Origin of the sequence: Acinetobacter sp. WCHAc060033, from assembly GCF_004209125.1 — a bacterium.
Taxonomy (GTDB): Bacteria; Pseudomonadota; Gammaproteobacteria; order Pseudomonadales; family Moraxellaceae; genus Acinetobacter; species Acinetobacter wuhouensis.
In genome coordinates, this window is record NZ_SGSW01000043.1 from 18,572 (window position 1) to 31,393 (window position 12,822).

Annotated in this window: 10 protein-coding genes and 1 pseudogene; 7 read left to right on the top strand and 4 right to left on the bottom strand. The window is 38.4% G+C overall.

Features of this window, described 5'->3' with window-relative positions:
* Positions 1-5 precede the first annotated feature (5 nt).
* From EXE10_RS16440 to EXE10_RS16465, 6 genes and pseudogenes are all read left to right on the top strand, one after another.
* A complete protein-coding gene (locus EXE10_RS16440; RefSeq protein WP_130114098.1) occupies positions 6-1,565 on the top strand; it encodes a helicase HerA-like domain-containing protein in 1,560 nt (519 codons plus the stop codon).
* A gap of 202 nt (positions 1,566-1,767) precedes the next feature.
* Positions 1,768-2,529, top strand: a complete 762-nt coding sequence (locus EXE10_RS16445; RefSeq protein WP_130114099.1) for a globin domain-containing protein — start codon at positions 1,768-1,770, stop codon at positions 2,527-2,529.
* Positions 2,530-2,846: 317 nt separating this feature from the next.
* Positions 2,847-3,290, top strand: coding sequence for an RrF2 family transcriptional regulator (locus EXE10_RS16450; protein ID WP_130114100.1), 444 nt, complete (start codon positions 2,847-2,849; stop codon positions 3,288-3,290).
* Between the two features lie 409 nt (positions 3,291-3,699).
* Entirely contained in the window at positions 3,700-4,554 is an 855-nt protein-coding gene (yihA, locus tag EXE10_RS16455) for a ribosome biogenesis GTP-binding protein YihA/YsxC (protein WP_130114101.1), read from the top strand.
* Between the two features lie 137 nt (positions 4,555-4,691).
* Positions 4,692-5,635 (top strand): annotated as a pseudogene (locus tag EXE10_RS16460) (metal-dependent hydrolase).
* Between the two features lie 261 nt (positions 5,636-5,896).
* Positions 5,897-6,298 carry a hemerythrin domain-containing protein gene (locus EXE10_RS16465; protein ID WP_228256852.1) on the top strand — a complete coding sequence of 134 codons (402 nt, stop codon included), beginning with the start codon at positions 5,897-5,899 and terminating at the stop codon, positions 6,296-6,298.
* A gap of 190 nt (positions 6,299-6,488) precedes the next feature.
* On the opposite strand, the gene EXE10_RS16470 is transcribed toward EXE10_RS16465, so the two are convergent.
* Positions 6,489-7,727 carry a dicarboxylate/amino acid:cation symporter gene (locus tag EXE10_RS16470; protein WP_068973636.1) on the bottom strand — a complete coding sequence of 413 codons (1,239 nt, stop codon included), beginning with the start codon at positions 7,725-7,727 and terminating at the stop codon, positions 6,489-6,491.
* A 150-nt stretch (positions 7,728-7,877) separates the two neighbouring features.
* Positions 7,878-8,753 carry an acyl-CoA thioesterase gene (locus EXE10_RS16475; RefSeq protein WP_068973635.1) on the bottom strand — a complete coding sequence of 292 codons (876 nt, stop codon included), beginning with the start codon at positions 8,751-8,753 and terminating at the stop codon, positions 7,878-7,880.
* A 288-nt stretch (positions 8,754-9,041) separates the two neighbouring features.
* Here EXE10_RS16475 and plsB point away from each other — a divergent pair, with 288 nt between their 5' ends.
* The gene (plsB, locus tag EXE10_RS16480) at positions 9,042-11,624 is read left to right on the top strand and encodes a glycerol-3-phosphate 1-O-acyltransferase PlsB (protein ID WP_068973562.1); all 2,583 of its coding nucleotides are present in this window, start codon (positions 9,042-9,044) and stop codon (positions 11,622-11,624) included.
* An 82-nt stretch (positions 11,625-11,706) separates the two neighbouring features.
* Here plsB and EXE10_RS16485 read toward each other — a convergent pair whose 3' ends face one another.
* Together EXE10_RS16485 and EXE10_RS21540 are read right to left on the bottom strand one after the other, a co-directional pair.
* Positions 11,707-12,159, bottom strand: coding sequence for a hypothetical protein (locus tag EXE10_RS16485; RefSeq protein ID WP_068973561.1), 453 nt, complete (start codon positions 12,157-12,159; stop codon positions 11,707-11,709).
* On the bottom strand, positions 12,131-12,822 hold a 692-nt coding region (locus EXE10_RS21540), incomplete at its 5' end, for a DUF6731 family protein (protein WP_165383033.1). The genes EXE10_RS21540 and EXE10_RS16485, both read right to left, overlap by 29 nt.

Here is a 12,822-nt window from a genome sequence, read left to right on the forward strand (position 1 = left end):
TATTTATGGCAACGCCAATCGTCATTGCAAAAAAAACATCAGATACCTCACAAGATATTGTTTTACACTCACAATTTGCTAACCGTCATGGATTAATCGCAGGCGCAACAGGGACAGGAAAAACAGTCACACTCAAAGTTCTTGCTGAAAGCTTTTCACGTATCGGCGTACCTGTATTTTTAGCTGATGCCAAAGGTGATGTTTCTAGTATTGCCAAAGCAGGATCAAGTAACCCTAAATTTGATGAACGTATCAAAAGCTTAGGGATTGAGAGTGTTCCTTTTGCAGGTTCACCAACCACGTTTTGGGATTTATTTGGCGAGCAAGGTCATCCAATTCGCACCACAATGTCGGAAATTGGACCACTCCTCTTGGCGCAAATGCTGAATTTAAATGACACCCAAGAAGGCGTACTTTCAGCGGTATTCCGTGTGGCGGATGATCAAGGTTTATTATTAATTGACTTTAAAGATCTCAAAGCCATGCTGACCTATGTCAGTGAAAATGCGGCTGATCTAAAAGCAGAATATGGCAACCTTTCTCCTGCAAGCTTGGGGGCAATACAACGTAATTTACTCGCTTTAGGCGATCAAGGTGGTGAACGCTTCTTTGGTGAACCTAGCTTAGACATTATGGATTTCATTCAAACAGATAGCAATGGTCATGGTTATATCAATCTATTGGTTGCCGACAAATTGATGAATACCCCTAAACTTTATGCAACTTTCCTTTTATGGATGTTGTCTGAACTTTTTGAAAAACTCCCTGAGGTGGGTGATCTAGACAAACCTAAACTGGTGTTCTTCTTTGATGAAGCACATTTACTCTTTGACAATGCTAGCCCAACACTACAAGAGAAAATTCAACAAGTGGTTCGTCTGATTCGTTCTAAAGGTGTCGGAATTTACTTTATTACCCAAAGCCCACTGGATATTCCAGAAAGTGTCCTTGGACAATTGGGTAACCGTGTACAACACGCTTTACGTGCATTTACCCCAAAAGATCAAAAAGCAGTGAAAACCGCAGCAGATACTTTCCGAGCTAATCCTGAGTTTAAAGTGGATCAAGCCATTACTGAGCTTGCTGTAGGTGAAGCTCTCATTAGTTGCTTAGATGAACAAGGTACGCCACAAGTAGTTGAACGTGGCATGGTGATGCCTCCATATTCATCATTTAGCCCAATCACACTCGATGAACGTAAAGCATTGATGGCACAAAGTATTGTTGCAGGGGTATATGACACGGAAGTCGATCGTGATAGTGCTTATGAAATGCTACAACGCAAAGTGGATGACTCTACGCAACAACAAATCGCTTTTGAAGTAGCAGCTCAACAAGCCAAACAGCTTGAAGAAATGACCAAGCAACAAGCTGCTCTGAATAAGCAAATTGCAAAAGAACAAGAACAGCAAGCTAAAGAAGAAGCCAAAGCCGCTGCTGCACGTGCAAAGCTCACTCAAGATGTGATTGGAACTTTTGCGAAAAGTGCTGCACGCACATTAGGTGGCCCAACTGGACAAAAATTGGTTCGCGGTTTATTGGGTTCACTGTTTGGTGGGAAATAAGTAATTCCCTCCTAACAACATCTATACATGAGGAAGGTGTAAATAACGCCTTTCTCAAAACCATCTAACATTATCATTTTAATCGTGATATAAAATTAACCATAAAAATAATATGGATTTATTTAAAAGATGTATTGCAAATACATATTAATAAATGTATTTTAAATATATCTTATAAAGCCAGATAAAAAGGTCTAGCCAAATGACTCCACAACATATCGAACTCGTAAAATCTACTGTACCTGTCCTTCGTGAAAATGGTGTTGCATTGACAAGCTATTTTTATAAAAGAATGTTGGGGAATAATCCTGATTTAAACAATGTATTTAACCTTGATAGTCAAAATTCTGGTCGTCAACCACGTGCTTTAGCTGCGGCAGTTTTGGCTTATGCTGAAAATATTGAAAATCCGTCTGTTTTGGCAAAAGCAGTTGAACATATCACTACAAAACATGTCAGCTTAGACATTCAGCCTGATCAATATTCAATTGTTGGCGAGAATCTATTGCACTCGATTAGTGAAGTTTTAGATGTTCCTATGGATTCTGAACTGATCGCAGCGTGGAAAGCAGCATATTTACAATTGGCTGATATCTTGATTGGTGTTGAAAAGCAAAAATACGAAAACTTGGCTGCACAACAAGGTGGTTGGGTAGGTTGGAGAGCATTTGAAATCACTGAGATTGAAGTGGCTGAAAATGGCAAACTCTTTACCATTCGTAGTGCGGATCAACAAGCAACTGCTCAAGCAGACAACAATGAGTTTATTTCTGTAAAAGTAAATGTACCAAACAAAGGTATTGAGCAACCGCATCAATATACATTGTCTGCAAATACAGAAAATACTTATCAATTCTTAGTAAAACCTGAAGTCGACCATACTGAATATTCAGTATCAAACATTCTTCTCGACAACTATAAAGTGGGTGATCAAGTACAAGTGACTGCACCTCAAGCCAAATAAGTTTGCATACAAACTTAGCTCAAGCTAAAAATTGGCGGTATATGTATCACCCTCGTTCATATATCGCCTTTTTTATCTCAGCATAATGAGTACTCGAAGCAGTTTGAAACGGTAATTTAATCATTTCACGCAATACACAGCCTTAATTCATCAAAGTTCTCATTAACCATTACTTAGGTGACTTATCAAAACATCTCTTTGATTATTGATAAGACAAACACTCTCCAACATGCTAATCTCTTAAAAATTTCTTTTCTTAACAGCATTTACACTCAAGACTGTTATTCAAATGTACATTTCAAAGTTTATTTAAGCTTATGCAACTCAACAAATTTACCGACTACGCACTTCGTATTTTGATGTATATCTCACAACCTAGAGATATACCTTATACCATTGCTGAAATCGCAGAGGATTTAAAAGTTTCACAAAACCATTTAGTGAAAATTGTGCATTTTATGGGTAAACAAGGTTGGCTGATCACCACACGTGGTAAAGGTGGTGGATTAAAATTAAATCCTGAAATTTTAGAATTTCGCTTAGGCTATGTTGTGCGTATTTTACAAGGCGATCAACACATCGTTGAATGCAATACACCACCATGTGTGTTACGTCCGCGTTGTGGTCTGAAAGGCATTCTGGATCATGCTGTTGAAGGTTTTTATAAGAGTTTAGACAAATATACAGTTGCTGAAGTTTTAGCGACACCTCCGCAACAGCAAAAACAAGTCAATTCGCCGATTCCAAATTTAAATTTATAACTGATGTTACTCACTTTAAAATAAATCACCTTTCAAACTGATTTAGAGCATACTCGGCGGAGTCTTACATCGAAAGTGCTGATTTAGGGATTAGCCTTCGGCTCGACCGCACTTTTGTTTCGGCAAAAGTGGGCAAAACCATTGTCATCCGCAGAACTCGTCAGCTTCCATCAATATATTGAATACATCGCAGAAACATTTATAGTTAGAAGTAGTCCTGCCTCAAACAAATGCGGATGACGTTATCGCGTATCCTCTTTTTTCAAAATTCTAATATGCATTGGATGTTACTGCGTAACATCAATTTATAAATTTCCGAAGTTTCCTCAATAAAACATTGCAAAATTCGCTTGAATCTTCGACTTCCTTTATAATGCACTTTGTTCATCCGTTTAATTGAAGTTGAAGTATGCATCGCAGCAGTGGAAAGTCTAAAAACAGTAAGACCTCAAATGCCCCTAAACAAAAGATCAGCTATGAAAAAAAGGCTGATCCTGCGATTTCAGAATACTCAACTTCATCTTTGAACTGGTTGCGTAAAGCTGAATTCCTTATGAGTGCGCCAAAGCTCAACCTTTGTGTAGAAGACACAGGTTATGAGATTGCTTTTGCAGGTCGTTCAAATGCAGGTAAATCAAGCGCGATTAATGCCCTGACCAATCAAAAGCAATTGGCTCGTGCATCAAAGCGTCCTGGTCGTACCCAAATGATTAACTTTTTCAGTTTGGGCAATCCCGATCAACGCCTAGTCGACTTACCTGGTTATGGCTACGCTGCCGTACCTGAAGCCATGAAAATCGTGTGGCAAAAAGAACTTGAGAATTACTTAATTCATCGTAAAAGCTTACAAGGTTTGGTTTTACTCATGGATATTCGCCATCCATTACAACACTTCGATGTGATGATGTTGGAATGGGCCCATTCTCGTCATTTATTTGTCCATGTCCTTTTAACCAAAGCCGACAAACTCAATCGTGGTCCTGCATCTGCTGCATTACAAGAAGTGAAAGCCGCATTGAAGAAAATGAAATTGAGCTTCTCAATTCAATTGTTCTCATCACTCAATAAACAAGGTTTAGAAGAACTTGCTTCTGTGATGGCAGGTCGTTTGAACTACACCTTAGACAAAACCATCGGTTTTGACCTTGATTCTATTCCAGAAGCCAGTGCAGATGATGTTGAGGAAGACGCTTTTGATCAAGACTATGTGCTTGATGAAGCATCACACTCAGAACAAATCGTGGATGAAAATGCAAACAAATAAATAAAATGTGCATTGTCTAACAAAATTCATCACATATTGATACTCGAATGTCCTAAATTGCTAATAACTATTTAGGACATTTTTTTATACTTAAAACATAGAGTGTGAAATCAAGATAGAAAAATTAGGACACTGTGATGAAATTATTATCGAAATTAAAAACAGTAAGATTGGATCGTCTATTCAATATCATATCAAACCACGTAAAGTGAAGTTTGAATGGCAAGATACCCCGATTGATTGGATTCCAAATCAGCCATTTACCAGTTATTTCATTAATGAAATTAACAACATTCTACCTGCGGGTGAGTTTTGGTTCTGCCGTTTATATAACCGCGTATTGCCTAAAGTGACCGATGAAAAACTCGCTGAGGATGTTCGTGCATTCATTCGCCAGGAAGCGATGCATGCTCAAGCCCATGTTTCTGCAAATAAAGAATACCTCACTGTACGTAACATCGATATTCAACGTAACTTAGATGTGATGGATTTCCTTTTTGGTAAATTACTTGCAGATAAGCCATTTGGTCTTAATGTTCCAAAAGTTCTTGATCATCAATGGGATTTATTCCGTGTCGGTATTGTGGCAACCGTAGAACATATGACTTGTGTACTTGGAAAATATGCTCTTTATAATACCGAATGGGAAAAGTTAGGTGCAGATCCGAATATGCTTGATTTGATCAAATGGCATGGTGCAGAAGAAATTGAACACCGTACAGTTGCATTTGATTTATATCGTCACTTAGGTGGTGGTTATATTTCTCGTTATTATCAAAGTGTTATCGCGATTATTGCTATTTTGGGCTTATGGGTCGATGGTGCTGCACATATCATGGGGCAAGACCCACGTTTTGCGGACAAGAAACCTGCCTTTTATAAGCCGTGGATTTGGCGTGAATGGGCTGCAATCGCGCAGAAAGACAATCGCATCATGCCACACCCACTTTGGTTGGTATCACAGCAATTGGGTTATTTAATGCCGTGGTATGATCCTGTTCATGAAGCGAAGACTGAAGATGCAATTGCATATTTAGATCAGTCTCCTGCTGCTAAGCGTGCCTTACCAAAAGTTGCTTAATATAAAACGCTACTAATCAATCATATTAGCCCTATGCGAAAACTGCTTCGTCTAGGGCTTTTTTATTAAAAACAGTGTGACATTGACTATATTTTATGCTTAAAATCCAATCGCCTTAATTTATAAGCAAGCATAATAATTAAATTTATACTCAAGTTATTTAATAAGTTTTTTAACTTTAACTCGCATAAACCACAAGAAATAAGCAAGCAACCCTTAGTTTCAACGGATGAACAGCGCATTTCTTATTCACCTCAACTCATCCCATCTTTAAAGCATGATCATCAAAATTTAGTAGAATTATACAGTAAAATTTCAATCCTCCTGCACACACAACGCTATGTAGAAATCGAGGATATCCTCAGTTCACTTAAAACAGAATTTAACCGCCACATCATGCAAGAAAACGTCAGTTTTTATTGTTATTTAGAACAGCAGTTTGCTGATGATGCCAATCACATGGAAACCATTCGCGACTATCGTAAAGAGATGAATGGCATCTCACATGCATTTATTAAATTTATTAAGAAATGGCAAAGTGATGTGATCACTGCACAAAACGCTCAAGCATTTCGAGAGGAATATGATGCAATTGGTGTTGTATTGGCTCAACGAATCAACAGCGAAGAAAATCACTTATACCCTTTATACCACCCTTCTTAAATCTAGCTTCGATCATCCAAATACTTAGTAAATGCCTTAACTAAAAAAATTTAAGACAAATAAAAAAAGCAGGATTCAATCCTGCTTTTTTATGGCGATTCTATGTCCCGTCCTGAAATAAGTTTACACATTAGAGACTTATTCCATTCTTCCTATCCAATAAAAATCAACAACTTAGTTTCTGAACCATTTAAGACGGCTCTCCCATATCTCGCGTATTCCGATCTACTACTACACTGATCATCATATCGCCTTGGACATTCACCACGGTTCGTACAGTATCTAAAATACGGTCAATCGGTAAGAGAATCGCAATCGCTTCAGCAGGCAAACCGACAGATTGTAACACCATGATCATGGTCACCATCCCTGCACTTGGAATCCCTGGTGCACCCAAAGAGGCAATCATTGCGGTTAAACAGACAATAATTTGTTGGGTAATGGATAATTCAAGCCCCATTAAATTGGCAATAAATAGAGCAGCCGCCGCTTCATAAAGTGCCGTGCCATCCATATTCAACTGTGAACCAAAAGGAATCACAAAACCTGCGATTTGCGGACGTACACCTAAATTTTCTTGAGTACATTTCAAACTTAAAGGCATGGTTGCCGAACTTGAACTGGTCGCAAATGCGGTAATCAACGCAGCACGCGTGCCTTTAAAAAAGGTGATCGGATTCATTTTCCCAAAAATCCACAACAATAATGGCAATACCACCACGCCATGAAAAATCGTCGTACCTGTCACCACAACGGCGAACTCAGCCAAACGACTGAGAATCGAAATATCTTCAGTGGCGATTAATTTTGCCATCAAGGCAAAAATACCAATCGGGGCAACTTTCATTACCCAACCGACGAGCATCATCATAATGTCAAAGAATTGGCGTGCTAACTGTTTTATACCATTAAAACGCTCACCACCCTGCACCAAAGCCAAACCAAGCAACAATGCAAATAAAACCACCGCAAGGACATTGCCCTCACTAAATGCTTTAAATGGATTGATCAATGTATTTTGAATAAAGTTAGTTAAAAAGGAACTCGGTGTCAGTGTATCTGGGCTTTTATGGTTATTCATTGCTTCTTGGAATAATGCAATATCAACACCTTGTCCAACGTTGAATAGATGTGTCGATGCTAAACCTAGAATCAATGCCAAAGTGGTTGTGGTCACACAACACGCCAAAGTAATTTTCCAAACTCGGCTCAGTTGGTGCCCTGCTTCCAAGTTAGAAACACCGACTAGGATTGAACTGAAAATCAGTGGTACTAACAGCATTTTCAATAAGCCAATGAAAATGCTACTGGCAATGCTTAAACCATAAATACTGTTCTCTAAAAATTGTGTATTTGGAAATTGATTAAGTAAAAATCCAAAGGCAACACCAAGAATGGCGGCAACGAAAATTTGGGTGTTTAGGCTGATCTTCACGGACAATAACTATATTTATTTTCAGTTTTTAAACTATGCCATTGAAGTTATTTAGAATCGAGCATTTTTTTGTCACAAGCTCTGCTTTAAAATAGAAAAGCCATCTCGAAAGATGGCTTAGTGCTAGTGAAATAGAATCACAACTTATCTCGGTTCAATCTCACGGGTACGCATCAAGCCTTCTTGAACTGTACTACACACCAACTCACCACCTTGCCACATACGACCATGGCTCAAACCACGAGAACTTGCTGTCACCGTTGCTTCCATGTCATATAACATCCATTCATCTGCTTTCACTGGCTTATGGAAGTAGATTGCATGGTCAATACTGGCGATTTGTAAACTTGGGGTTAAATAGCTCACGCCATGCGGACGCAAAGCGGTGGTCATAAATGAATAATCTGAATAGAACGCAATGATCGCTTGATTCAATGCCACATCATTCGCCAATTCTGGAGGAAGCTTGTCATAAGCTTTCATATAATAAGCATTAGACGGCGCTTCAGGCTGTGGCTGAAAAGGATTGCCAATATTGATTGGGCGAATATCGACTTGGCGTGGACGCATAAATGCAGTACGCACATTTTCAGGAATAAAACTAATTAAATTCTCTTTCAGTTCTTGCTCTGATTTTAATTCTTCTGGTGCAGGATATTCAGGTTCAGCAATTTGATAATCCAAGCCTTCTTCTGGTGTTGCAAATGACACCATTGCTGAAAAAATAGTACGACCGTGTTGAATGGCACGCACTTGACGGCTTAAAAAGCTTTTACCATCACGTAAACGATCCACTTCATAAATGATCGGTGCATTAATATCACCGCCATATAAGAAATAAGCATGCAAAGAATGCACTGGACGGTCAGCGGTATAAGATGCCGCACGTAATGCCTGACCTAAAACTTGCCCACCAAAAACACGCTTACCGACAAGGTTACGGCTTTGTCCACGGAAGATATGTTCTTCAAGTTTTTCAAGGGTTAACAGTTCTACAAGCTCTTGGGTTAAAGCATTCATAAATGACCTTTCTGTATGCTGACGATGTTCAAGCGAGTCGAACAAGGTTTTCATATTCTAGAGAATGACTCTATTTTGCCATAAATTCTGAGCAATACACTAAAGTTTCATAGACGCTCATGTCACTTCTCATGCACAGTCAGATTGTTTAAAATAAGTTTTTAAAAGATAAAATCTACCCAGAGATAGTCAATTTGTCTGAAAATGACATGCTGTTCTGTGGTTAAATTATAGAAAATATCACCTTATGCGCTTTATCGCGTTATTCACCATTGGCTAGGAGTATTTATGTCCAAGAGTGGCTTTGGTCAAATGTATCGTCGACTTTCGAGTAAAATACTTGACCTCGTGGTAACACCACATGTTCTTGGAGAGGTTCCTACAGAAACTCCACCTCTAGACAACACAGCTGAAAATACTGAAGTAAATACAAGTAAGCAAAAAATTGTTTGCTATGTACTACAAAATCATTCTCGTAGTAATGCTTTGGTGGTCGATGGTGAAACACGTCGTTTAAAACTACCGCCTGCATTGGATTCTTTTATGATTGGAAACAATCGTGAAAAGGCAGCGGTGATTTTCCTACAGCATCAAGATGAAAATAATTATTTCAACCCACCGACACATAGTTTTCCACCACGCTTATTGCGCTTGGTTGAAGCATTAGATCAAAACCCAGATTTAGACATCGAGTTGGTTCCTGTGACGATGTTGTGGGGACGCTCACCAGATAAAGAAGATTCACTATTTAAACTTTTATTTACCGATACTTGGGCAACGCCAAGTAAGGTTAAGCAGTTGGTGAATATAGGCGTTCATGGTCGTCAATCTTTTATTGAATTTCATGAAGCAAAATCACTCCGTGAGCTGGTTGGTGATGCGCAAGAAAAGCATCCAAATGTTTCACCTGTCACTTGTATTGTCAATCAACTGAATGATTTTCTTGATCGTCAACGTGAAGTGATTCTGGGTCCTGACTTGTCTGACCGTCGCAATGTCATGCAATCACTGATCAAAGCACCTGATGTACAAGACGCGATTCGTAAGGAAAGTGTTCGCTCAAAAATCAGCATGATTGATGCAGAGCGTAAAGCGATTGGCTTTGTCAATGAAATTGCTTCTGATTATTCAGCTTCAACGGTTCGTTTTGCTGAACGTGCGCTGACACGTTTATGGACGCAACTCTATGACGGTGTGGAAGTGCATAACTTCAATACAGTCCGTGAGCTCGTCAAAGACTATGAAGTGATTTACACGCCATGTCACCGTAGCCATATCGACTATTTATTATTGTCTTATGTGATTTATAAACGTGGCTTGATGGTGCCGTATATCGCTGCGGGTGATAACTTAAATATGCCATTTGTTGGGCAAATTTTACGTGGCGGTGGCGCATTCTTTATTCGTCGTTCATTCCGTGGCAATGCGCTTTATACGTCGGTATTTAAAGAATATTTATTTAATATTCTGTCACGTAATACACCACTCGAATACTTCATCGAAGGTGGGCGTTCACGTACTGGTCGTTTGCTTCCACCGAAAACGGGTATGTTGGCAATGACGGTACATGGTCATTTACGTGAAAAAGCCAAGCCAATTGTATTTATTCCAACTTACGTGGGTTATGAGCGTTTGATGGAAGGCGCAACCTATGTCGGTGAGATGAATGGTAAAGCCAAAGAATCTGAATCGATTTGGGGTATTGTTCAGACTTTGAAAAAGATTGAGCGTATCTTTGGTCGTGTTCATGTCAATTTCGGTGAACCTGTTTTCTTAGATGACTTGCTCAAACAACACGGCGCAGATCAAATCAAAATTGAACATAATGATGATCCGATTCCGCAAGAAATTTCGGATGCAGTCAATAGTTCTGCCAATGCGATCTTGGAAAATATCAACCGTGCGGTAGTCATCAATCCTGTTTCATTATTGTCTTTAATTTTATTGGCAACGCCGAAGCATACGCTTGATGAAGATATTTGTGTAAAACAGCTGGATACTTATCGTAATTTGTTGACTGCGATTCCGTATGATGGTCGTACGCAAGTCACACCACTTTCAGGTAAAGAAATCATTGCGTATGGTTTAAAACTTAAATTGATCAAGCGTGTACAACACGTATTAGGCGACATTATTGCGATTGAAGATAATCAAGCGGTATTGCTGACTTATTTCCGCAATAACATTTTACATGCCTTTGTTTTACCATCGCTCATTGCTGCTTTGGTTGAACATAATGGTAAGATCAGTAAGGCTGATTTGCTCAATGTGATTCGTACTTTATATCCATTCTTAAAAGCTGAATTGTTCTTAAAATGGAAAGACAGTGAAATCAATGCTCAAGTTTCTGAATATATTGATGCTTTGGCGCAAGCGAATTTAATTTTTGTCGATGATGAAGATTTGATTTTCTGCCCTGCACCAAATTCGGAAGATCATAATCAGTTGAAAGTATTGGCTGCACCTGTACGTCAAAGTCTTGAGCGTTATTACATGACTTTGGCATTAATCACGCAACGTGGTTCAGGCAATATTTCAATTCGCCAAGTTGAAGAATTGAGTCACTTGGTCGGTCAGCGTTTGTCTGTATTGTATGAGTTCAATTCGCCTGAGTTCTTTGATAAAGCCTTATTCCAGAGCTTTGTGAAAGTGTTGACTGAGCAAGGTTATATCAAGACCAATGAAGATCATGCGATTGTGTTTGATGCCCAGTTCCGTAATGTGGCGCAGTATGCCAACTTGGTGTTGGATGATGTCACTTTGCAGATGCTTCAGCATATCACCTCGTTTACCGATGATGAGTTAAAAGAAGCGTTAGATGCTTTGGCTGCTCAACAAGCGAAGAAACGCTTGAAGCGGAAGAAGAAGTAAATCCTTGTAAATTCCCTCTCCTTTTAGGAGAGGGTTAGGGAGAGGTTATCACATTATTTTCTCCCTAAATGAAACTACTACATTAACTCATAACAACAAAAATATTTTTAAATTTTGAACCAATAGAAACAACTAATAACCCTGAGTAGACCGATAAAAATATAATACAAGTAAATAAGAATTTTAGGTAAAGTACATTAATTAGAAAAGTTAAGAAACAGGCTACCAATAATATTAAAAGTGATAAACATGCTCTAAAAGTGATGCTAACTAATACACCATATTGCCCATTACTCCTCATATTTTGAATTAGTGTTCTATCCATAACTGCAGTTAATAAACTTACAGCACCTATTAAAAAGCCTAACAAAGTTCCTGCAATACCTGCTAACATTTTAATAAATTCATATGGTCCATTACTCTCTTTCAATAAAGTAAGGTAATCTGCACCATATATCCAAAATAATACAGCACAAATTAATGACACAATAAAAGGTATTAACTTCCTAATCTGTGTGAATGTTGAGGTACTCATTTATATCTACCTCCGCATCTAGGTAAGCATCATGTATTAATTTATATAAAGACACTCGTGGAATATGTCTTCCTGAAGTTTCAATTTTCCTAGTACGCTTAATTCGTTCAGCAATTAAATCAATTGGACTAATGACTCCACCTTCATCAATTATTGCAAATAACTTCTGTGGATCATATTGTCTAAATGTTCTTAAAGCATTTTTTGCTCCTTGAAGTCGCTTTATTCCACCATTAAATCTTCTATCAACAGCTATTTTGATATCAAGATAATCACCATCCATCCTATCTAACAACTCCAAAGAATCTTTCGCAAAATCATCAGCTTCAGGTAGTAGATCAGGATTGTTAGGTTTAGGAATTTTTGCAGAAAAAGCAACCAATGTAGAATTAGGATTATTTAATCTCCTAAATTGATCAGAATTTATCATAGTTGATAATTCAACTTTACTTCCCCATAGTGAAGTAAGAGTTTCAGCTAAACGACTGTAATGATTCGCATGAACATTAAAGTGCATAGCCAAAACATTTGAATTTGGATAAAAAATGAAACAATTTTGTTCCACAATACCTTGCCCATCTTGCAAAACTAAATCTTCTTCATCTCCCCCAATTGCACTAATTCTAGGCAAATCATCATCTCGAAATTTTCTAAATGAACCAT

Bases quoted from the DNA above. Each gene is read 5' to 3' on its own strand.
- EXE10_RS16440 (WP_130114098.1), top strand. From the start codon at position 6: ATGGCAACGCCAATCGTCATTGCAAAAAAAACATCAGATACCTCACAA.
- EXE10_RS16445 (WP_130114099.1), top strand. From the start codon at position 1,768: ATGACTCCACAACATATCGAACTCGTAAAATCTACTGTACCTGTCCTT.
- EXE10_RS16450 (WP_130114100.1), top strand. From the start codon at position 2,847: ATGCAACTCAACAAATTTACCGACTACGCACTTCGTATTTTGATGTAT.
- yihA (WP_130114101.1), top strand. From the start codon at position 3,700: ATGCATCGCAGCAGTGGAAAGTCTAAAAACAGTAAGACCTCAAATGCC.
- EXE10_RS16475 (WP_068973635.1), bottom strand. From the start codon at position 8,753: ATGAATGCTTTAACCCAAGAGCTTGTAGAACTGTTAACCCTTGAAAAA.
- plsB (WP_068973562.1), top strand. From the start codon at position 9,042: ATGTCCAAGAGTGGCTTTGGTCAAATGTATCGTCGACTTTCGAGTAAA.
- EXE10_RS16485 (WP_068973561.1), bottom strand. From the start codon at position 12,159: ATGAGTACCTCAACATTCACACAGATTAGGAAGTTAATACCTTTTATT.